General features: G+C 70.9%; 18 protein-coding genes. 8 read left to right on the top strand and 10 right to left on the bottom strand.

Features of this window, described 5'->3' with window-relative positions; genetic code table 11:
* Positions 1 to 27: 27 nt before the first annotated feature.
* Positions 28 to 2,181: an acyl-CoA dehydrogenase family protein gene (locus FHR33_RS19770; protein ID WP_183649798.1), complete on the top strand. Its 2,154-nt coding sequence runs from the start codon at positions 28 to 30 to the stop codon at positions 2,179 to 2,181.
* Between the two features lie 7 nt (positions 2,182 to 2,188).
* Here FHR33_RS19770 and FHR33_RS19765 read toward each other — a convergent pair whose 3' ends face one another.
* Positions 2,189 to 2,746 (bottom strand): Lsr2 family DNA-binding protein, encoded by a 558-nt coding sequence (locus FHR33_RS19765; RefSeq protein WP_183649795.1) that lies wholly within the window; start codon positions 2,744 to 2,746, stop codon positions 2,189 to 2,191.
* 89 nt (positions 2,747 to 2,835) lie between these two features.
* On the opposite strand from FHR33_RS19765, the gene FHR33_RS19760 reads away from it, so the two are divergent.
* Positions 2,836 to 3,942, top strand: a complete 1,107-nt coding sequence (locus tag FHR33_RS19760) for an NAD(P)H-dependent flavin oxidoreductase (RefSeq protein ID WP_183649792.1) — start codon at positions 2,836 to 2,838, stop codon at positions 3,940 to 3,942.
* A 2-nt stretch (positions 3,943 to 3,944) separates the two neighbouring features.
* Here the strand turns inward: FHR33_RS19760 and FHR33_RS19755 are convergent, their stop codons facing one another.
* From FHR33_RS19755 to FHR33_RS19735, 5 genes are all read right to left on the bottom strand, one after another.
* Entirely contained in the window at positions 3,945 to 4,349 is a 405-nt protein-coding gene (locus tag FHR33_RS19755; RefSeq protein ID WP_183649790.1) for a type II toxin-antitoxin system VapC family toxin, read from the bottom strand.
* A 3-nt stretch (positions 4,350 to 4,352) separates the two neighbouring features.
* Entirely contained in the window at positions 4,353 to 4,589 is a 237-nt protein-coding gene (locus FHR33_RS19750) for a hypothetical protein (RefSeq protein ID WP_183649787.1), read from the bottom strand.
* Positions 4,590 to 4,725: 136 nt separating this feature from the next.
* Positions 4,726 to 5,535 (bottom strand): crotonase/enoyl-CoA hydratase family protein, encoded by an 810-nt coding sequence (locus FHR33_RS19745; protein ID WP_183649784.1) that lies wholly within the window; start codon positions 5,533 to 5,535, stop codon positions 4,726 to 4,728.
* A gap of 208 nt (positions 5,536 to 5,743) precedes the next feature.
* Positions 5,744 to 6,397 (bottom strand): class F sortase, encoded by a 654-nt coding sequence (locus FHR33_RS19740; protein WP_183649781.1) that lies wholly within the window; start codon positions 6,395 to 6,397, stop codon positions 5,744 to 5,746.
* 61 nt (positions 6,398 to 6,458) lie between these two features.
* Positions 6,459 to 8,330: a COG1361 family protein gene (locus FHR33_RS19735; RefSeq protein ID WP_183649779.1), complete on the bottom strand. Its 1,872-nt coding sequence runs from the start codon at positions 8,328 to 8,330 to the stop codon at positions 6,459 to 6,461.
* Between the two features lie 275 nt (positions 8,331 to 8,605).
* Between FHR33_RS19735 and FHR33_RS19730 the strand changes: the two genes are divergently transcribed.
* From FHR33_RS19730 to FHR33_RS19710, 5 genes are read left to right on the top strand one after another with little or no spacing between them, the layout of a single operon-like run.
* Positions 8,606 to 10,135, top strand: a complete 1,530-nt coding sequence (locus FHR33_RS19730) for an acyl-CoA synthetase (protein WP_183649776.1) — start codon at positions 8,606 to 8,608, stop codon at positions 10,133 to 10,135.
* Positions 10,125 to 11,021: a Zn-ribbon domain-containing OB-fold protein gene (locus FHR33_RS19725; RefSeq protein ID WP_312895624.1), complete on the top strand. Its 897-nt coding sequence runs from the start codon at positions 10,125 to 10,127 to the stop codon at positions 11,019 to 11,021. Before FHR33_RS19730 ends, FHR33_RS19725 begins: the two co-directional genes overlap by 11 nt.
* A complete protein-coding gene (locus tag FHR33_RS19720) occupies positions 11,021 to 12,037 on the top strand; it encodes a thiolase family protein (protein ID WP_183649774.1) in 1,017 nt (338 codons plus the stop codon). Before FHR33_RS19725 ends, FHR33_RS19720 begins: the two co-directional genes overlap by 1 nt.
* Positions 12,037 to 13,185, top strand: coding sequence for a thiolase family protein (locus tag FHR33_RS19715; protein WP_183660185.1), 1,149 nt, complete (start codon positions 12,037 to 12,039; stop codon positions 13,183 to 13,185). The genes FHR33_RS19720 and FHR33_RS19715 overlap by 1 nt, the downstream gene beginning before the upstream one ends.
* 11 nt (positions 13,186 to 13,196) lie before the next feature.
* On the top strand, positions 13,197 to 14,786 hold the full coding sequence (locus FHR33_RS19710; RefSeq protein WP_183649771.1) for an acyl-CoA synthetase: 1,590 nt from the start codon (positions 13,197 to 13,199) through the stop codon (positions 14,784 to 14,786).
* Here FHR33_RS19710 and FHR33_RS19705 read toward each other — a convergent pair.
* Both FHR33_RS19705 and FHR33_RS19700 read right to left on the bottom strand, forming a co-directional pair.
* Complete coding sequence (locus FHR33_RS19705) at positions 14,783 to 15,421, bottom strand: LysE family translocator (RefSeq protein WP_183649768.1); 639 nt, start codon at positions 15,419 to 15,421, stop codon at positions 14,783 to 14,785. The genes FHR33_RS19710 and FHR33_RS19705 overlap by 4 nt on opposite strands.
* Positions 15,422 to 15,464: 43 nt before the next feature.
* A complete protein-coding gene (locus FHR33_RS19700) occupies positions 15,465 to 16,328 on the bottom strand; it encodes a LysR family transcriptional regulator (RefSeq protein ID WP_183649765.1) in 864 nt (287 codons plus the stop codon).
* 63 nt (positions 16,329 to 16,391) lie between these two features.
* Here FHR33_RS19700 and FHR33_RS19695 point away from each other — a divergent pair, with 63 nt between their 5' ends.
* Positions 16,392 to 16,901 (top strand): cysteine dioxygenase family protein, encoded by a 510-nt coding sequence (locus FHR33_RS19695; RefSeq protein ID WP_246452013.1) that lies wholly within the window; start codon positions 16,392 to 16,394, stop codon positions 16,899 to 16,901.
* 6 nt (positions 16,902 to 16,907) lie between these two features.
* Here FHR33_RS19695 and FHR33_RS19690 read toward each other — a convergent pair whose 3' ends face one another.
* Both FHR33_RS19690 and FHR33_RS19685 read right to left on the bottom strand, forming a co-directional pair.
* Positions 16,908 to 17,474 carry a TetR/AcrR family transcriptional regulator gene (locus FHR33_RS19690; RefSeq protein ID WP_183649759.1) on the bottom strand — a complete coding sequence of 189 codons (567 nt, stop codon included), beginning with the start codon at positions 17,472 to 17,474 and terminating at the stop codon, positions 16,908 to 16,910.
* On the bottom strand, positions 17,471 to 19,861 hold the full coding sequence (locus FHR33_RS19685; RefSeq protein ID WP_183649756.1) for a YhgE/Pip domain-containing protein: 2,391 nt from the start codon (positions 19,859 to 19,861) through the stop codon (positions 17,471 to 17,473). The genes FHR33_RS19690 and FHR33_RS19685 overlap by 4 nt, the downstream gene beginning before the upstream one ends.
* Position 19,862 lies beyond the last annotated feature (1 nt).

The raw sequence follows: 19,862 nt of genomic DNA, 5'->3' as shown, positions 1-19,862 counted from the left end.
GTTCTGGGAAACCATAGGAGGCATGTGATGGCGATCGGGTTGAGCGAGGAGCACGAGGCGCTCCGCGAGTCGGTGGCGGGATGGGCGGAGCGCAACGTCTCCGCGGAGGTCGTGCGCTCCTTCGAGAGCGGGCGTCCGCCGTTCTGGCTGGGGCTGGCCGAGCAGGGCCTGCTGGGTCTGCACCTGCCAGAGGAGTTCGGCGGCTCGGGGTACGGCCTGCTGGAGGCGGCCGTCGCGATCGAGGCGCTGGCCGAGCGCATGGCTCCGGGCCCGTTCGTCCCCACGGTGCTGGCCAGTGCGGTCATCGCCGCCTCCGGCTCCGACAAGGCGCGCGCCGAGCTGCTCCCAGGGCTCGCCGACGGCTCGCTGACCGCCGCCGTCGCCCTGTCGGCCGAGCTGACGGGCGACTCGTTCGTCCTCTCCGGTACGGCTGAGCAGGTGCTCGGCGGGGCGATGGCCGACGTGCTCGTCCTGCGCTTCGGTGACACCTGGGTGGCCGTCGACGCCTCGCAGGTCCGGATCGAGGAGATCAAATCGCTCGACCTCACCAGGGCCGTGGCCAGGGTGACGCTCGAGGCGGTGGCCGTACCCGAGGACAGAATCCTCGGCGAGGTCGACGTACCGAGCATCGCGGCGATCATCCTGGGCGCCGAGGCGGCGGGCGTGGCGGCCTGGTGCGTGCGGGCCGCCTCCGACTACGCCAAGGTGCGCGTGCAGTTCGGGCGGCCGATCGGGCAGTTCCAGGGCATCAAGCACAAGCTGTCGCGCATGCTCGTGGCGCTGGAGCAGGCGCGGGCCACGGTGTGGGACGCCACCAGGGCCTCGGGCGACGAGCTGGCCTACGCCGCGGCGATCGCCGGCGTGATGGCGCCCGACGCCGCCGTGCAGTGCGCCAAGGACGCCATCCAGACCTTCGGCGGCATCGGCTACACCTACGAGCACGACGCGCACCTCTACTACCGCCGCGCGCTCACCCTCAGGGCGCTGCTCGGCTCGTCGTCCTCGTGGGCGGCGCGTGTCGCGGCCCACGCTCTCGCGGGCGTGCAGCGGCCGATGGAGATCGACCTGCCCGACTCGGCCGCCGAGCTGCGCTCCTCGATCGCCGCCGAGATCGCCGAGATCGCCCAGCTGTCGGGGGTCGAGCAGAAGCGGGCCCTCGCCGACCGCGGCTTCGTGATGTCACACCTGCCCAGGCCGTGGGGTCGTGACGCGGGCCCGCTGGAGCAGGTGCTCATCCAGCAGGAGCTCAAGGCCGCGGGCGTGAAGCTGCCCAACATGATCATCGGCGCCTGGGTGGTGCCCTCCGTCGTCGCCTACGGCACGCGCGAGCAGCAGGAACGCTTCCTGCCCAAGACGCTCAGCGGCGAGACGATCTGGTGCCAGCTGTTCTCCGAGCCGGGCGCGGGCTCCGACCTGGCCTCGCTGCAGATGAAGGCCTCGCGGGTCGAGGGCGGCTGGACCCTGTCGGGCCAGAAGATCTGGACCTCCGTCGCGCACGTCGCCGAGTGGGGCATCTGCATCGCGCGCAACTCCTCGGCAGGCTCCAAGCACGAGGGCATCACCTACTTCCTCGTCGACATGAAGTCGCCAGGGGTGACGGTCAGGCCGCTGACCGAGATGACCGGCGAGAACCTGTTCAACGAGGTCTTCCTCGACGACGTCTTCGTGCCTGACTCGCTGGTCGTCGGGCAGGTGGGCGACGGCTGGAAGGTCGCGCGCAACACGCTGTCGAACGAGCGCGTGTCGTTGTCGTCCGGCTCAGGCGGCACCGGCGCCTCCGTGCCCGACCTGCTCGGGCTGGTGTCGAGGCTGGGCAGGCCGCTCACCCCCGCCGAGGAGCAGGCCGTGGCCGCGGTCGTCTGCGAGGGCCACTCGATCAACGCGCTGTCGCTGCGGGTGACGCTCAAGCAGCTGGCGGGGGCCGAGCCGGGAGCGGACGCCTCGGTGCGCAAGCTGCTGTCGACCTCGCACGCCCAGCACGTGTCGGAGACGGCGGTGGACCTGCTCGGCGCCTCCGCCGTGGTGGCGGCCGACATGAAGCTGGGCGACGCCGGCTACTGGAACAGGGCGGTGCTGGCGACCAGGGCGATGACCATCTACGGCGGGACGACGGAGGTGCAGCTCAACATCATCGGCGAGCGCATGCTCGGCCTGCCCAGGGACCCCGAGCCCGGCAAGTAACGCATCGTCATCGGGCCGGGCCTTCCCCGCGGAGGTCCGGCCCGCCGGATATCCGGCCCCGTTCGCTGAGCGGCAACCCGCGCTTCCTGGCCCATTCGCGGATCTCGTCGGTCTTGGACCGAGGCAGCGGCTCGGGTCGGTGGCGTGCGACCGCGTCGGCGCCGAGCTCGACCGGCCACACGACGATGAGGTACACCTCCCCGGAGCCGCTCGCCCTGCCCCGGGCGTGCACGCGCATCCGATAGCAGCCGGGGCCCTGTGGAGTGAGAACCGGCCTGGTAGGACCATCAGAGGCGCCCTCCATCAGGCCCGACAGGTGGATGTCCCCTGTCGAGGTGACCAGATCGACCTCCGCCTCCTCTTCCCACCCGTCGACGGGAGCCGGAGGCCCGGCGGTGAGACGGACTGTGACCTCGACCTCTCCCGTGTGAAGCCCGGTGTGGATCACCGCCGCTTCCGGGATCGAGGCCGTCAGCCCGTTCGGAACCGACCCCGGGTGATCCGCGCCAGGCACGGCCACCAGCATCTGGTGGTAGGTGACGAAGACCTTGGTCGTGACTTCCATGCGGTGGAACCCTAGACCGCCCGACCGACAGAAGGTTCTAGAGTAGAACACGTTGCAGTTTTGCCGGGTGCGATCGTATCGTCATGGCCATGCGGACACGAGTGACCGACATGTTCGGCATCGAGTTACCGATCTTCGCCTTCAGCCACTGCAGGGACGTCGTCGCGGCCGTCAGCCGCGCCGGAGGGATGGGCGTGCTCGGCGCCCTCTACTTCACCCCTGAAGAGCTCGAGATGGAGCTCAAGTGGATCGACGACCACGTGGACGGCAAGCCGTACGGCGTCGACGTGGTCATGCCCGCCTCCTACGAGGGGGCCGACTTCGCACCGGAGGAGCTGGTCTCGCGCCTGCAGGGGATGATCCCCGAGGGCCACAGGCAGTTCGTCGAGGACCTGCTCGCAGGGCACGGCGTGCCACCGCTGTCCGAGGACGCCGACCCCGGCAAGGTCCTGCTCGGCTGGACGGACGCCACCGCCAGGCCGCAGGTCGAGGTGGCGCTGCGGCACCCCATCGCGCTGCTGGCCAACGCCCTGGGCCCGCCGCCCGCCGACGTCGTCGAGCTGGCGCACGCCAAGGGGGTCAAGGTGGCCGCGCTGGCCTCGACCCCCCGCCATGCCGTCAAGCAGGTCGAGGTCGGCGTGGACGTGGTCGTCGCCCAGGGCACCGAGGCGGGAGGGCACACCGGCGAGATCTCCACGATGGTGCTGATCCCGCAGGTCGTGGACGCCGTCGACGTGCCGGTTCTGGCGGCGGGCGGCATCGGCGGCGGCAGGCAGATGGCGGCGGGCATGGCCCTGGGCGCCGAAGGGGTGTGGACGGGCTCGATCTGGCTGACGGTCGAGGAGGCCGACACCCCCGAGCTGGCCAAGTCGCGCATCCTGGCGGCGACCTCCCGCGACACCGTCCGCTCGCGCAGCTGGACGGGCAAGCCTGCCCGCCTGCTCAGGAACGAGTGGACCGACGCCTGGGAGGCCGCGAACTCGCCAGGCACGCTGCCGATGCCGCTGCAGTTCATGCTGGTCTCCGACGCGCTGCGGCGCATCGGGCGCTCGGACGCCGCCGAGCTGGCGACCTTCCCCGCAGGTCAGATCATCGGGACGATGAACCAGGTCAAGAGCGCTCGTGACGTGGTGTTCGAGATGGTCGAGGAGTACATCGAGGCCGTCGGCCGCCTGGGCGGCATCACCGAGTCGTGAGCTCAGGCGTAGCTTTCGATATCGATCGAGGCCAGCCCCTTGAGTCCTTCGGCGAGCCGCCGCTCCGTGGTGATCAGGGGAACCCCGAGGGTCTCGGCGAGTGCGACATAGGAGGCGTCATAGGCTGACGCGTTCTTTCGCAGCTCCCACACGCGGTTGGCCATGTCCTCGGTCATGGCGTGGCGGGAGATACGGAGGTTCCTGAAGGCATGCCGCGACTCTTCCGCGAGTTCCTCCGAGATGTCGCCGCGGAAGGTCATCTTTCGCAACACGTTGTGGACTTCGTAGTCGATGAGAAAGGGGGCGCTCATCCACTCGGCGCCACGCAGTCTCGAGATCAGGTCCGGGATGTCGGCGGGGTCCGACGTCAGGGCCTCGACCATGGCTGAGGCATCGATGACCAGCATGGATCAGCGATCCCGATCCTCTTCGAGCAGGCTCGCCGCAGTGCCTCGCCTGGCTCGCTTCTGCCCTTTGGTCTTCTCCCAGTGCGCATCGAGCACGTCGCCGATCTCGGGCTTGCCCTCGATCTGAGCGATGCGGCGCAGGAGATACTGGGAAATCGTCAACCCCTGGCTGCGAGCTCTCGCGGCGATGGTCGCGTGGAGCTCTTCCGGAACGTTTCTGATCTGCAGATTCTCCGCCACATCGGCAAGCTATCATGCGTTACGCATGCGCTTCTGGTTTTCGTGGATCGGTATCCGCACGCGTTCCCGGTCCCGATGAACTCGTCGGCCTCTCTTCTCCTGTCCGCGTAGTCGAACGCACGGCAGGGCTACGCCATCAGCGGCCCTGGTAGTGGGCGGGGCGCTTCTCCTTGAAGGCCCTCGCCCCCTCCTTGGCGTCCTCGGAGCCGATCACCGGCCAGCCGTACTCGTCGGAGACCTTGAGCGCCTCCGGCTCGGCCAGTCCGAGGGTGTCGCGGTAGGTGCGCAGGATCGCCTGTACGGCCAGCGGCCCCGAGGCCGCGACGTCGTCGGCGAGCTCGCGCGCCACCGCCAGCGCCTGCCCGTCGGGGACGACCCTGTTCACCAGCCCCATCGCCAGCGCCTCCGCAGCGGTGACCGACCGCCCCGTGAGGAGCAGATCCATGGCATGGCAGTAGGGGATCTGCCGGGGGAGCCTGATCGCGCTGCCGCCCATGGGGAACAGCGCCCGCTTGGCCTCGAACAGCCCGAGGGTGGCCGACTCGCCCACCACGCGCAGGTCGGTGCCGACGAGCAACTCGGTGCCGCCTGCCACCGCGTAGCCCTCGACGGCGCAGATGATCGGCTTGGTGGGCAGGTCCTCGCGCAGCAGGCCCTTCCAGTGGAAGTTGGCGATGGCGGCCGCCCTGGCCTGGACCTCGGGGTCGGTGGAGGGCGTGCCCATGGCCTTCAGATCGGCGCCCGCGCAGAAGGTGCCTCCCGCGCCGGTCAGGATGGCCACGCGGACCTCGGGCTGCTCGGAGACGTAGGCCCATGCGGAGGCCAGGCCGACGAGCATGTCGGAGGAGAGGGCGTTCCTGGCCTCCTGCCGGTCCATGGTGACGATCACGACGTGGCCGTCACGCTCGACGCGGCAGTGGGGGGTGCTGATCGGCAGGACGTCCATGAGGCCTCCGCGTGAAGAACCAAGCGCTTGTTAGCGAGATCTTCTCAGGAGGAGGGGCCATGGGGGAAGTGCCTCCCCTGACACCGCGGGCGGTGACGCCCCGCCGGATTCCCATCGGGCGGCGCCCCCCGCCGGACCGCACCGCGCTGCCGCGAAGGGTGTCTGGCGCGCAGCCGTGCTCCGGGTGGGGCTCGGCGGCGTGGAGGGGTCAGCCGGTCAGATGGGCGTAGACGATGATGTTGTCCTCGTAGTGGCCCGTCGCGGCGTCGAAGGCGCCGCCGCAGGTCACCAGGCGCAGTTCGGCCGAGTCTGTCGGGCCGTAGACCTTCTCCGTCGGGAAGGCGTCCTTGTCGGCCTGCTCCAGCGCGTCGACCGTGAACGTGGCGACCGAGCCGTCCTTCCGTCTGACCGAGAGCGTGTCGCCGGGCCTCAGCGTGTGGGCCTTGTGGAAGACCGCGGGCTTGCCGTACCCGTCGACGTGGCCCAGCAGCACCGAGGGGCCCTTCTCTCCAGGCGTGGGACGGTGCTCGTACCAGCCGACGAGGCCGGGCTCGCTCAGTGGCGGCACCTCGACGGTCTGGTCGGCGTTGAGCCCGACGGGCTCGATCGGCGCCTCCTTGAGGCCGATCTTCGGGATCGACAGGGCGACCGGCTCCGACTTCGGCAGCGCGACGGCGGCCTGGGAGAAGACGGGCCGCTCGGGCGCGAACTCGCCCCCCGTGATGCCGGTGCCGGCCTGCGTGTCGGCCGTCCGCGCGTGCGCGGGCGCGGGCTCGCCGCGCAGCGCCCCCGCGACGGCCAGGCCGCCGCTGAACAGCAGGATCGCCGCCGCGCCCATGGCCAGGGTGTTTCTGGTGCTCACGTTGCCCCCTAACGTCCGACGAGGGGCACGGCCCACGGGCCGTGCCCCTTCGGAAGGTGGATCAGACCTGGTCGCGCCTGCGACGGCCGAGGAAGGCGGCCCCCGCGCCCGCGGCCATCAGCAGCCCGCCGACGGCGACGCCGCCGAAGCCGCCGGTACCCCCGCCGACCTGGGCGGCGACGCGGCCGCCGCCGGTCTCGGCGCCACCGCGCGGCGTGAGGCCGTCGGCCTGGGCGACCACGCGCTTCTTGACGGTCAGCGTGGCGTACACCTTCTTGGCGCGCTCCATGTCGGCGCTGAAGACGTACGCGCCCGCCTTGGTGCCGGAGGACACGTGGAAGCGGACGGCCGCGACGCCGTGCGCGTTGATCTTGGTGGTGACGGCCTTGCCGCCGGGGTCGGCGATGACGACCTCGGTGCCGGGCTTGGCGCTGTCGCTGGCGACGAACGCGGTGAAGTCGCCGCCGGCGTACACCGTGCCGGGGCTGAGCTTCAGGTAGAGGTCGGCGCCGGGCACGACGTCCTGGGTGACGGTCAGCGACGCGGTGCTGGACTGTCCGCCCGGCAGCGTGGCGACGACCTCGTAGGCGCCGGGCTTGGCGTCCTTGGGCACGTGGAGGCGGGTGACGGCGTCACCGAAGTCGTCCACCTCGACGGTGTGCTTCTTGCCGTCGGGGGTGGTGATGACGACCGGGGTGCCCGGCTTGACGTTGTCGGTGTGGACGCCGGCGAGGTAGGAGCCGCCGACGCGCACCTTGCCGGGGGTGAGCTGCAGGTCCACGCTCACGATCGGCGTGGGGGTGACGGGCTTGGCCGCGACGGTGAGCGTGGTCTGCGCCGTGGCGATGACGCGCTCGCCCAGGATGATCTCGACCGTGACCGGGTACTGGCCCGGCTTGAGGTCGTTCGAGGTGGCGGCGGTGATCTCGCCCTGGCCCTTGGCGAGGGTGAAGGCGTGCTTGCCGGAGAAGGCCGGCGAGGTGACGCGGGCGTCGGTGGCGCGCGGCTCGCTGCTGCGGACCCGCACACCGACCTTGTCGCCCGCGTGGACCGTGCCAGGGGTCACGGTGACGGAGGCCGTGGAGGGGATCGTCTGCCCGACCTCGATGGTCCGCTTGAGCTGCGTCTCCACGCCCTCGACGCTGATGGTCAGCGTCGAGACGCCGGGGGCGGCGTCGGCGGGGGCGGTGAGGGCGACCGTCGCCTTGCCGTCCTTGACGTAGGCGACCTTGGGGTCGCCGAGGCCTTGGACGTGGACGCGCTTGCCGTCGGCGACGTCCTTGGTGGAGACCGCGACGGTGTAGTTCCCGCCGGGGGCGACGAGGCCGGGGCTGACGACGGCGTCGACGATCGCGGGCTTGGCGGCCTCGACCACGGTGACGGTCGCGCTGGAGTGCGTGGCGACACCCTCGACGCTGACCTTCAGCGTCTTCGCGCCGGGCGTGGCGTCGCTGGGGGCGACGAGCGGGACGACGGCCTTGCCGTCCTTGGTCAGGGCGACCTTGGGGTCACCGAAGCCCTGGACATGGACGCGTTTGCCGTCGGCCACCGCGCTGGTGGTGACGGTGACCTCGTAGGCCTGGCCGGCGGTCACCGTCGCGGACGAGAGGGTCACGCCGGTGATCGCGGGCTCGGCCGCCTGCTCCTTGGCGGCCTTCGTGACCTTCTTGACCGGCTGGGCGCTCTTCTTCGCCGCCGGAGCCTGCGTCTGCTTGGCCTCGGGCGCCTTGGTCTCGGGTGCCTTGGTCTCAGGGGCCTTGGCCGCCGGATCCTTGGTGGGCTCGGGCGCCTTGGTGGCGGCGGGGGCCGGGGTGGTGGCCACCGCGGTCGGGGCCGCGCCGCTCTCCGCGACGGGCTCCGCGAGCACGGGGCCTGCGGTGAGTACGGCGAGGCTGAGGGCGCCTGCCACCGCGAGGGACGTGTTGAAGCGCATGATCTCCCAATCACCGAGACGGCGCGGGGTCCAGGAGATGCCCGGCTCGGGAAACACGCCGTCTCGCGTCGAACATCATCTCGTACCCAAATGGTCAAAGAACCACAAAGCAGACACAAAGCTCAGACTTTGCCAATTCCATACCAAAGAGATCAAATGCCTCAAAGTGGTGACCTATGTGACTTAAATCAAGCGCTTGCTAGGGAGACCTGGCCGGGTTAGTCTGCCGCTACAAACGAGAACAGGTTCTCGTTTGCCTGCTGCGAGGAGTCCCCATGGGCACGCTCGGTTTCTGGAGGCTGGCGCAGGCCGATCCCGAGTGGATCGCCGCGGTCGACCCCGACGGCACAGAACACCGCGCGGGCGATCTGCTCGCCAGGGCCAACCAGCTCGTCCACGGTCTGCGCGAGCTCGGCCTGCGGCCGGGCGACGGCATCTGCGGCCTGGTGCCCAACGGTGTGGACGGCCTGGTCCTCTACCTCGCGGCCCTGCAGGCGGGCTGGTACTACACGCCGATCAACTGGCACCTGGCCGCGCCCGAGATCGCCTACATCGTGGCCGACAGCGAGGCGAAGGCCTTCTTCGCGCACTCCCGCTTCTCCGACGCCGAGCCGCTGGTCGAAGGCGGGTCCTTCTCCTTCGGTGACCTCCCGGGCTTCCGCCCGGTGGAGGAGCTGACCGAGGGCCGCCCCTCCACCGCCCCGCAGGATCGTACGGCGGGCGCCACCATGCACTACACCTCCGGCACCACCGGCAAGCCGAAGGGCGTCAGGCGCAAGCTGTCGGGCCTCGATCCCGACGACGGCGCCGAGCTGATGACCTTCCTGCTGTCCCTGTTCGGCATCACGCCCGGCAGGCCCAACGCCCACCTGGTCACCTCGCCGAACTACCACACCGCGGTGACCCAGTTCGGCGGCACCGCGCTGCACATGGGACACACGCTCGTCTACATGGACAAGTGGGACGCCGAGGAGACGCTGCGCCTGTGTGAGCGTTATCGCATCACCAACTCGCACCTCGTGCCGACGCATTTCAAACGCCTGCTGTCCCTGCCGGAGGAGACCCGCTCGAAGTACGACCTGTCGTCGCTCCGGTGGATGATCCACGCCGCCGCGCCCTGTCCCGTACCGGTGAAATGGGCGATGTTCGAGTGGTGGGGCGACTGCATCTACGAGTACTACGCGGCCACCGAGGGCGGCGGCACCATCGCCACGCCCGACGGCTGGAAGAAGCACCCCGGCACGGTCGGCACCGCCTGGCCGATCAGCGAGCTGCTGATCGTGGACGACGACGGCGAACCCGTGCCGACCGGCACCCCGGGCACGATCTACATGAAGATGATGGGCGTCGCCTTCGAGTACAAGGGAGATCCCGCCAAGACCGCGGCGGGCCGTCTCAAGGACCACTTCACCGTCGGCGACATCGGCTACCTCGACGAGGACGGCTTCCTCTTCCTGTGCGACCGCAAGGCCGACCTGATCATCTCCGGCGGGACGAACATCTATCCCGCCGAGATCGAGAACGAGATCATGATCCACCCCAAGGTGGCGGACGTGGCCGTGTTCGGCATCCCCGACGAGGAGTGGGGCGAGCAGATCAAGGCCGTGGTCGAGCCCGCGCAGGGCGCGACCCCCGGCCCCGAGCTGGCCGCGGAGATCCTTACCTCGCTGGAGGGACGGCTGGCCAGGATGAAATGGCCGAAGTCGATCGACTTCATCGAGGAGATGCCGCGGGAGCCGAACGGCAAGCTGCTCAAACGCAAGCTGCGCGCGCCGTACTGGGAGGGCCGCGACCGTGCCATCTGACCCGCTGACCGCAGATCATGTGCTGGAGTTCCCCGGCGGCTACACCAGGACGACAGGGCCTGTCATCGGCCGCTTCCTGACCGAGCTGCGCGACGGGCGGCTCATGGGCGTGCGCACCGCCGAGGGAAGGACGCTGGTGCCGCCGCTGGAGTACGACCCGGCGACGGGCGAGCCCGTGACCGACGAGTGGGTCGAGGTGGGGCCGGCGGGTACGGTCACCGCGTCGGCCTGGGTCCACGAGCCACGCGAGAACCACCCCCTCGACCGCCCCTTCGCCTGGGCGCTGATCAGGCTCGACGGCGCCGACACCGCCCTGGTCCACGCCGTCGACGCGGGCAGCCCCAAGGCCCTGCCGCCGGGCACCAGGGTCCGTCCCGTGTGGAGGGCCGAGCGCCGCGGCCACATCACCGACATCTCGCACTTCGCCCCCGAGGTGACGAAGATCGTCTCGCCGGTCAGCACCCGGTACAGGCTGACGGCCAGCCCCTCGCTGACCCGCTTCCTCGAGGGCGTGCGCGACGGGGTCCTCATCGGCTGCCGCTGCGCCACCTGCGAGAAGGTCTACGTCCCCTACCGCCTGACGTGTCCCGAGTGCGGCAACCCGATCGCAGGGGAGGTCACGCTGCCCGACACCGGCACCGTCACCACCTTCGCGATCAACAACCTGCCCGATCCCCGCGCCCCCGAGGTGCCCTTCGTCTCCGCCTACATCCTGCTCGACGGAGCCGACATCCCGCTGATCGCCCTGGTGGGCGGGGTGCCCGCGCACCAGGTACGGCAGGGCATGCGGGTGCGCGCCGAGTGGGTCCCTGCCGAGGAGAGAACGCTCTCGATGACGAACATCAGATGGTTCACCCCCACGGGCGAGCCGGACGTGGAGCTGTGATGCGCGAGGTAGCCATCGTCGCCTTCGCCCAGACCGAGCACACCGCGCACGACACAGGTCTGTCCGAGCCCGAGCTGATCGCGCCCGTCATCAGGGCGGTCAAGGAGCAGTCGGGCCTTTCCACCTTCGGCTTCACCTGCTCGGGCTCCTGCGACTACCTGGCAGGCGCGCCGTTCTCGTTCGTCTCCGCCCTCGACGCGCTGGGCGCCTGGCCGCCGATCTCCGAGTCGCACGTGGAGATGGACGCGGCGTGGGCGCTCTACGAGGCGTGGGTGCGTCTGCAGCACGGCGACGTCGACACCGCCCTGGTCTACGGGTTCGGCAAGTCGTCGCTCGGCGACCTGCGCACGATCATGACGCTGCAGCTCGACCCCTACTACCTGGAGCCGCTGGGCCTGGACCAGCTCTCCTTCGCCGCGCTCCAGGCCGGCGCGCTCGGCGCGCCGAGGGAGGCGCTCGACGCCGTGGCCATGCGCAGCCGCCAGGACGGCAGGAACAACCCCTACACCTTCGACCTGCCGCTGGAGCAGGGCGCGTCCGTGGTGGAGCCGCTGAAGGAGTGGGACATCGCGCCGATCACCGACGGAGCGGCCGCGGTGGTGCTCGCGGCGGGCGACCTGGCCAGGCGCATCACCACCAACCCCGCCTACATCAGCGGCATCGCGCATCGCATAGAGCCCCACTACCTGGGTATGCGGGAGCTGGCCGTGTCGGCCTCCGCCGCCGAGGCCGCACGTGCGGCGGGGGTCGGCAAGGCTCGCGTCGACGTGGCCGAGCTGCACGCCTCCTTCAGCCACGAGGAGCTCATCCTGCGCCAGGCGCTGGAGCTCCCCGACGACGTGGTGATCAACCCGAGCGGCGGGGCGCTGGCCGCCAACCCCGTCATGGCCACCGGGCTCATCAGGATCGGCGAGGCCGCTCAACGCATCCTCGACGGAGCCGCCCGCCGTACCGTGGGGCACGCCGCCAGTGGTCCGTGCCTGCAGCACAACCTCGTCACCGTACTGGAGGCATGATGGGCAACCGGTGCGCGGTGATCGGCGTCGGGCAGACGCACTACACCACCAAGCGCATGGACGTCTCCATCGCGGGGCTCGTGCGCGAGGCCGCGCTCAGGGCGCTGGAGGACGCGGGGCTGACGTTCAAGGACATCGACGCGGTCGTCATCGGCAAGGCCCCCGACCTGTTCGAGGGCGTGATGATGCCGGAGTCCTACCTGGCCGACGCCCTCGGCGCCGCGGGCAAGCCGATGATGCGCGTCCACACCGCCGGCAGCGTCGGCGGGTCCACCGCGCTGGTGGGCGCCTCGCTCATCCAGGCGGGGGTGCACGAGCGGGTCCTCGTCGTGGCGTTCGAGAAGCAGTCGGAGTCGAACGCCACCTGGGCCCTGTCGACCCACCTGCCGTTCAACGCCTCGCTGGTGGTGGGCGCGGGCGGCTACTTCGCCCCCCACATCAGGGAGTACATGCGCAGGACGGGCGCGCCCGACCACATCGGCACGCTCGTCGCCGTCAAGGACAGGCAGAACGCCCTCAAGAACCCCTACGCCCACCTGCGGATCCCCGGGATCAGCCGCGAGATGGTCGAGTCCACGCCGATGCTGTGGGAGCCCATCCGCTACCTGGAGACCTGCCCGTCCTCCGACGGCGCGTGCGCGGTGGTGCTCTCCTCGGAGCAGGCGGTCACCGGCAGGCCGGCGTGGGTCCACGGTACGGCGATGCGCTCCGAGCCCATCTTCAGGGCGGGCCGCGACACCGTGAACCCGCAGGGCGGCAAGGACTGCGCGGCCGACGTCTACCGCCAGGCCGGCATCGCCGACCCGCGAAGGGACCTCGACGTCGCCGAAATCTACGTGCCCTTCTCCTGGTACGAGCCGATGTGGCTGGAGAACCTCGGATTCGCCGCCGAGGGCGAGGGCTGGAAGCTGACCGAGTCGGGCGCCACCGCCCTCGACGGGGACATCCCGTGGAACGCCTCGGGCGGCGTGCTGTCCTCCAATCCCATCGGCGCGTCGGGGCTCATCCGCTTCGCCGAGGCGGCGCTCCAGGTGCGGGGGATGGCGGGGGAGCACCAGGTCGACGGCGCGCGCCGCGCGCTCGGACACGCCTACGGCGGCGGCGCCCAGTTCTTCGCGATGTGGATCGTCGGCACCGACAAACCCTGAGGAGGGCCCCGATGGAGTTCAACCACGCCGACCTGTTCGAGGGACTCGCCGACGCCATCGGGGACCGCGTCGCGGTGATCTGCGGGGAGCGGCGGCTCACCTACGCCGAGCTCGACGCCCACGCCAACCGCCTGGCCCACCACCTCCAGGACCAGGGGGTGGGGCCGGGCGACCACGTCGGCATGCAGCTCTACAACGGCATCGAGTACATCGCCGCGATCCTGGCCACGCTCAAGCTCAGGGCGGTGCCGGTCAACGTCAACTACCGCTACGTCGAGGCCGAGCTGCTCTACCTCTACACCGACTCCCGCATCGTCGCGCTCGTCTACGACGTGGAGTTCGACGACAGGGTCGCGGCCGTCGCGCCCCAGGCCCCCGAGCTGCGCCACCTCGTCGCCGTGGGAGGCGTCCCGGCGATCGGGTCCGCCGTGCCGTACGACAAGGCGCTGGAGAACCAGCCAGCCACGCGGGGCTTCGAGCGGAGGTCGGGGCAGGACGTCTACATCATCTACACAGGCGGCACCACCGGCATGCCGAAGGGCGTGATGTGGCACTCCGAGGACCTGTTCATGGGCTTCGGCGGCGGCAACCCCTACGGAGAGCCGCGCGAGAGCCCCGAGCAGGTCATCGAGGAGGCGGTCAAGGCCAACCCGATGATCATGATGGCCGTCGCGCCGCTGATGCACGGTGCGACGCAGATGGCCACGTTCATCGCCTGGTGGATGGGGGCCACGATGGTCTACGTCCGCCGCTTCGACGCCGCCGAGGTGTTACGGGCCGTCGAGCGGGAGAAGGTCGTCTCGATGAACATCACCGGCGACGCCATGGCCCGCCCGCTGGCCGACGAGATCGCCGCGGGCGACTACGACCTCGGATCGCTGTTCGTGATCAGCTCGACGGGCGCCATCCTCACCGGCTCGGTCAGGGACCGCCTGCAGGAGCTGCTGCCCAACACGATGATCCTGGACAACTTCGGGTCGACGGAGTCGGGCTTCACCGCCTCGGGGGTGGCGGGCTCCTCGCCGGAGAAGGGCCTGCGCTACCAGCCGAACGCCAACTCCACGGCCAGGCTGGCCGTCCTGGACGAGCGGCTGGAGCCGGTGAAGCCGGGCGTGCTCGGCACGGTGGCGAAGGCTGGCAGGATCGCGTTCGGCTACTACAACGACCCCGAGAAGACCGCGCGCACGTTCGTCACCGACGCGCGGGGAACGCGCTGGCTGCTCACCGGCGACCTGGCGACCGTGGAGGAGGACGGGACGATCAGCGTGTTCGGCAGGGGGTCGCAGTGCATCAACACCGGAGGGGAGAAGGTCTTTCCCGAGGAGGTCGAGGCGGTGCTCAAGGGTCATCCCTCCGTGTTCGACGCGGTGGTGACCGGCGTGCCCGACGACCGGTGGGGCACCAGGGTGGCGGCGGTCGTCGAGCCCCGCAAGGGCGTGCGGGTCACCCCGGAGGAGCTGGACACTCACTGCAGGAGCAGCCTGTCGGGGTACAAGGTGCCCAGGACCTACGCCTTCGTCGAGGAGATGGTGCGCTCACCCGCCGGCAAGGCGGACTACCGCTGGGCCAGGGAGCAGGCCGAGGCCCAGAGCGCGGGTTAGGCCTTGGCAGGCTCGCCGGTGAACGCGGCGGCGGCGCCGAGGCCGAGGTAGACCACGCCGCTGCCGATGTCGAGGCGGCGGCGGGCGCGCAGGGAGCGGCGCAGCCGTCCCGACAGGGACGAGGCGAGCAGGGCGTACGCGCCGTCGCTGGCGATCCCGAGCGCCATCCAGATCAGGCCGAGCACGATGATCTGCGGCGCGACGGGGCCGGCCGACGGCTGCACGAACTGCGGGAGGAAGGCGAGGAAGAAGATCGCGGTCTTGGGGTTGAGCACGTTGACCACGAACCCCTCCCAGAACACCCGCGAGCGCGAGTGCGTCGCGAGCTCGGCCGTCTCGGCCTCGCCAGGGCCCGCCATGAGCTTGCGGACGCCGAGCCAGACGAGGTAGGCCACGCCGAGCCACTTGACGACGGTGAAGGCCGTGGCGCTGGCGGCCAGCAGCGCGCTCACCCCGAGGGCGGCGGCGGCCACGTGGACGATGGATCCGGTGTGGATGCCGAGCACCGACACGAGCCCCGTGGCCCGGCCTTGCGCGACGCTCCTGGTGACGATGAAGACCACGGCGGGCCCCGGTACCAGAAGGAGGGCCATGGTGGCCGCGCAGAAGACGGCAAGCGTCGCGAAGTCTGGCATGGCCTCATCGTAGGAAGCCGTCTGCCGGCAGGACAACGGGATATCACCTGGCGGACTCCACGAGGGCGCGCAGCAGCGCGGCGGTGGCCGGAGGCAGGGGCGGAGCGCCGTAGGTGGCCGCGTAGACGTGCCTGGTGGAGGCCGGGATCTCGGTGACCGTGACCTCAGGGTGCCGGTGTGCGCGCAGCGCGAGCCCCGGCAGGACGGTCACCCCCATCCCCGCCGCCACCAGCGCCTGCACGGCCACGATGTCGTCGCTGGTGAAGGAGATCGACGGCTCGAACCCCGCCTCGGCGCACAGTTCGAGCAGATGGCTCCTGCACCGGTCGCAGCCCCCGATCCACGGCGAGCCCGAGTGCGCGGCCAGCGAGGAGGAGCCGTCGAGCGAGACCAGGTAGCTCGGGTCGTCCAGCAGGTGCGTCATGCCGGTACCCGGCTCCTCGGGGGCCGTGTCGTCGTACCTGAAGATCACCGCGACGTCCACCCTGCCCGCCCTCAGCAGCCTGAGCGCCTCGGGCGGCTCGGTCTCGGTGAGGGTGAGCCGCAGCCCGGGGTGGCCGGCGGACAGGCTGACCGCTGCGGAGGGGACGAAGGTGCTCAGCGCCGAGGGGAAGGCGGCCAGCCGTACCCGGCCGGAGCGCAGGCCGACGTGGGCGGCCAGCTCCTCGGCCGCGGCGTCGACGCGGCCGACGATCTCCTCGGCCCTGTCGGCGAGCAACTTGCCCGCCTCGGTGAGGCGGATGCCGCGCCCCGCGCGTTCGATCAGCTTGGCGCCCGTCTCGGCCTCCAGCCTGGCCAGGTGATGGCTGATCGACGGCTGCGAGTAGTGCAGCGCCTTGGCCGCCGCGGTGAGCGAGCCGGTACGGGAGACGGCGAGCAGCACCCGGAGCCGCGAGACATCAAGCATGTTGATAAATATGCCCAAAAACTTCTGTTGGACCTATCGGTGCCGATGGAGCAGCGTGGAGTCATGGACAAGCTGATCCGAGGAATCAGGGCCGTCGTCGCCGAACGGCTCGACCCGAGACACACCGCGTTCGCCGTCGCCGACCTCCTGCGAGCGGACATGCCAGGCCCCGACCTGCTGACCCCCGAGGAGCGTCGAGGCCGCCCCGACGGCTACGTCTCCACCGTGCGTCACGCGGAGAAGGACTTCTCGATCGTGACCGTGGTGTGGCGGCCAGGCCACGAGACGGTCATCCACGACCATGTGGCGTGGTGCGCCTTCGGCGTGCTCAGCGGGAACGAGCACGAGACCCTCTACCGCGACATGGGCGACCACCTGGTCGAGATCGGCCGAGCCGACAACCCTCCCGGCGACGTCTCGGGGTTCGCGCCTCCAGGCGACATCCACAAGGTCCGCAACACCAGCGACGAGGTCGGCATCTCCTTCCACGTCTACGGCGCCGACCTCAGCGCCGTGGGGACGAGCGTCCGCCGCGTCTACGACCTGCCCGTCCTGGCGCCTTCGCCCGCGTGAGCCGGCTCAGCGCAGGCGGCCGTGCAGCAGCTCCACCAGCGTGCGGTGCGTGTGCTCCAGCGGCCGTTCGGGGTGGAGCGCACGCCGTTCGATGGTGACTGTCAACACCATGCCGAAGATCGCCGTCGCCGCGGTGTCGGTGTCGAGGTCCTCCCGCGCGAGGCCCTCCTCCACGGCCCTGCGCAGCACGGCCGCGTAGACGCCCAGCGCCTCGGCCCTGAGCTTGGCCACCGCCTCCTGCCACGCCGTGCGCCACATCTCTGCCAGCAGCACCCTGGCGAAGGCGCCGTACTCCTCGAAGAAGGTCAGCTGGCCGAGGACCGTGGCGTCGAGGGCGGCCAGCGCGCTCTCACCCACGGCCGCCTCGCGCAGCGCCTGCGCCAGCCGCTCGATGCTGTGCTCGAGCAGCGCGGTGAACAGCGCCTCCTTGCTGCCGAAGTTGTAGAAGACGGTGCCCTTGGCCACCCCCGCGCGCTCGGCGATCGCGTCGACGGTGGTGGCCGTGTAGCCCTGCTCGGCGATCAGGTCGATCGCCGCGGCGAAGACCTTGGAGCGGGTCTCCGCCCTGCTCACAGCGACAGCTCCGGGTGCAGGCGCCTGACCGACCAGGTGCGCCCCTTGTTCACCGCGAGCACGGTGAGCGCGAGGCCGAGAAGCAGGAACAGGGTGAGCACGCCGCAAGCCTGCCACACGACCGTGAGGTCGCCGCCACTGATCAGCCTGCGCAGCGCGGAGACCACCCAGCTCATCGGCAGCCACGGCGAGATCGTCTGGAAGAAGCCTGGCGAGGTCTCGATCGGGTAGGTGCCGGCGGCCGAGGTGAGCTGGAGCATCAGCAGGGCCAGCGCCGCCACCCTGCCCGGCGCGCCGAGCAGCGCGTTGACCGCCTGCACGATCGCCATGAACGCCGCCGCCGTCAGCAGCAGCAGCCCGGCCACCCCCGCCCAGTGCGCGGCCTCCAGTCCCAGCGCGAACTTCAGCACGGTCAGCAGCACGCCCACCTGCGCGGCGCCCAGCGCCATCGCGGGGAACCAGCCGGAGAAGGCGACGCGCAGGGCGCCCGCCGTACCGGCCAGGAGGCGCGGGTTGAGCGGGCGCAGGACCATGTAGACGATCATCGCGCCCACCCAGAGCGCCAGCGGCACGAAGAACGGGGCGAAGCCGGTGCCGTAGTTGGGCACCTCGTTGTCCACGGACGTGGCCAGCCGTACCGGGTCGCTCATCATGTCGGTGCGCCCGTCGCGCTCGGACTTGCTGTAGTCGGGGATCTGTTCGGCGCCGTCGGCCAGCCCGTCGGCCAGCTCCTTCGACCCGTCGCTGATCTTGCCCGAGCCGTCGTGCAGCTTGCCGACGCCGGTGTGCAGCTGGTCGGCGCCGTCGTTCAGCCTGCCCACGCCGGTGCGCAGACGGCTCGCGCCGTCGGTGAGCTTCACCAGGCCGCCGCCCAGCTCGCCGAGCCCGTCGGTGACCTGCTGGGAGCCGTCGGCCAGCTTGCCGACCCCGGTCTCCAGCTTGCCGACGGCCGTCCCGGACTTGGCGACGCCCGCGTCGACCTGAGCCGCGCCGTCGGCCAGCTTGGCCAGGCCCGCGTCCAGCGCGTTGTACTGCTCGCGCAGCGCCGCCACCTGCGGCCCCGCCTTGGGCGCGGCCTCGGCCACCTTGCGCGCGTTCGCGGCCAGCTGCCTGGCCTCGCGCTGCAGCTCGGCGATGGTCTGCCTGGTCTGCGAGCTCGTGCCCGACCCGTTGCCGCCCAGCGAGCCGGCCTCGTCGGCGGCCGAGCGCGCGGAGGTGGCCGCCGACTGGGCGGAGGAGGCCGCCGCGCGCGCCAGCCTGCGCAGCTCGGGGTCGGCGTCAGGGTCGGCGTCCAGACGGTTCTGGACGGCCTGCGCGCTGTCGGCCGCCTCGGAGGCCGCTCCGCTCACCCTGTCCAGCTTCGCGCCGATCCTCGCGGCGGCCCCCGCGTCCGATCCTGAGCCGGGCTCGGCGCCGAGCCCGTCGGCGATCGCGTCCAGGCCGTCCGCCAGGTGGTCGGCGGCCTCGCCGACCTTCGGGCCCCACTCCTCCAGGACGGGGATGGCGGTGTCGGCCGCGGCGTTCACCTTGCCCGAGTTGGCGTGCACCTGGTCGGAGACCTGCCTGGCGCCCGTCGCGACCTTCGCCGAGCCCTCGCCCAGCTTGGTGAGGCCCGTGCCGAGCTTCGTGAGACCGTCCTGCGCGGTGACCAGCCCCTTGGTGACCTTGGCCGAGCCCTCCGCAAGTTTGCCCGTCGCGGTGTTCGCGCTGCCCAGGCCTGCCGTGAGCTGCTGGGCGCCGTTCCTGGTCTGCCCGAGGCCGGTCGACAGCTGCTGGGTGGCGTCCTCGGTCCTGCCGAGGCCCTTGTCGATCTTGTCGGCGCCCTCGTGCAGCTCGTCCGCGCCGTCGGCGGCCTCGGTCGTCTTGTCGTGCATGTCGCCGATCGAGACGAAGACCTGGTCGAGGTAGTCGCGTACGGCTGTCTGCGCGGCGGCCGCCCTGACCTCGTTGAAGACCGCGTCGGAGATCGAGCTCATGATGTAGGAGCGGCCGGTGTCCACCTCCACGCCGAGCTCGGCGGGGGAGGGCGTGCCGTCCTTCGAGGGTGAGGCCAGCCGCGAGCTGAAGTCGGAGGGAATGGTCAGCGACAGGTAGTAGCTGCCGTCGCGCACGCCGTCGGCGGCCTGCTCGGGGGTGGCCGCGTGCCAGTCGAAGACCTCGCGCTCCCTCAGCTCCTCGGCCAGGTCCTGCCCCGCATGCAGCGGCTTGCCGTCCGCCGTGGCGGGACGGTCCTGCATGACCAGCGCGACGGGCACCCTGTCGAGGTGCCCCTGCGGGTCCCAGAACGACCAGAGGTACAGGCCCGCGTACAGCAGGGGCAGCATCACCACGGCCGCGATGGCCGCCCTGGTCAGCCGCGACCGTGAGAACCGGCGCAACTCCTTCATG

It is taken from the genome of Nonomuraea dietziae (assembly GCF_014195505.1).
Classification (GTDB): domain Bacteria; phylum Actinomycetota; class Actinomycetes; order Streptosporangiales; family Streptosporangiaceae; genus Nonomuraea; species Nonomuraea roseola.
The sequence above is the reverse complement of the archived record's forward strand: the minus strand, read 5'-3'. Positions and strand labels throughout refer to the sequence as shown.

Bases quoted from the DNA above. Each gene is read 5' to 3' on its own strand.
- FHR33_RS19705 (WP_183649768.1), bottom strand. From the start codon at position 15,421: ATGCCAGACTTCGCGACGCTTGCCGTCTTCTGCGCGGCCACCATGGCC.
- FHR33_RS19720 (WP_183649774.1), top strand. From the start codon at position 11,021: ATGCGCGAGGTAGCCATCGTCGCCTTCGCCCAGACCGAGCACACCGCG.
- FHR33_RS19685 (WP_183649756.1), bottom strand. From the start codon at position 19,861: ATGAAGGAGTTGCGCCGGTTCTCACGGTCGCGGCTGACCAGGGCGGCC.
- FHR33_RS19745 (WP_183649784.1), bottom strand. From the start codon at position 5,535: ATGGACGTCCTGCCGATCAGCACCCCCCACTGCCGCGTCGAGCGTGAC.
- FHR33_RS19735 (WP_183649779.1), bottom strand. From the start codon at position 8,330: ATGCGCTTCAACACGTCCCTCGCGGTGGCAGGCGCCCTCAGCCTCGCC.
- FHR33_RS19765 (WP_183649795.1), bottom strand. From the start codon at position 2,746: ATGGAAGTCACGACCAAGGTCTTCGTCACCTACCACCAGATGCTGGTG.
- FHR33_RS19715 (WP_183660185.1), top strand. From the start codon at position 12,037: ATGGGCAACCGGTGCGCGGTGATCGGCGTCGGGCAGACGCACTACACC.
- FHR33_RS19695 (WP_246452013.1), top strand. From the start codon at position 16,392: ATGGACAAGCTGATCCGAGGAATCAGGGCCGTCGTCGCCGAACGGCTC.
- FHR33_RS19730 (WP_183649776.1), top strand. From the start codon at position 8,606: ATGGGCACGCTCGGTTTCTGGAGGCTGGCGCAGGCCGATCCCGAGTGG.
- FHR33_RS19770 (WP_183649798.1), top strand. From the start codon at position 28: ATGGCGATCGGGTTGAGCGAGGAGCACGAGGCGCTCCGCGAGTCGGTG.
- FHR33_RS19710 (WP_183649771.1), top strand. From the start codon at position 13,197: ATGGAGTTCAACCACGCCGACCTGTTCGAGGGACTCGCCGACGCCATC.
- FHR33_RS19760 (WP_183649792.1), top strand. From the start codon at position 2,836: ATGCGGACACGAGTGACCGACATGTTCGGCATCGAGTTACCGATCTTC.
- FHR33_RS19755 (WP_183649790.1), bottom strand. From the start codon at position 4,349: ATGCTGGTCATCGATGCCTCAGCCATGGTCGAGGCCCTGACGTCGGAC.
- FHR33_RS19700 (WP_183649765.1), bottom strand. From the start codon at position 16,328: ATGCTTGATGTCTCGCGGCTCCGGGTGCTGCTCGCCGTCTCCCGTACC.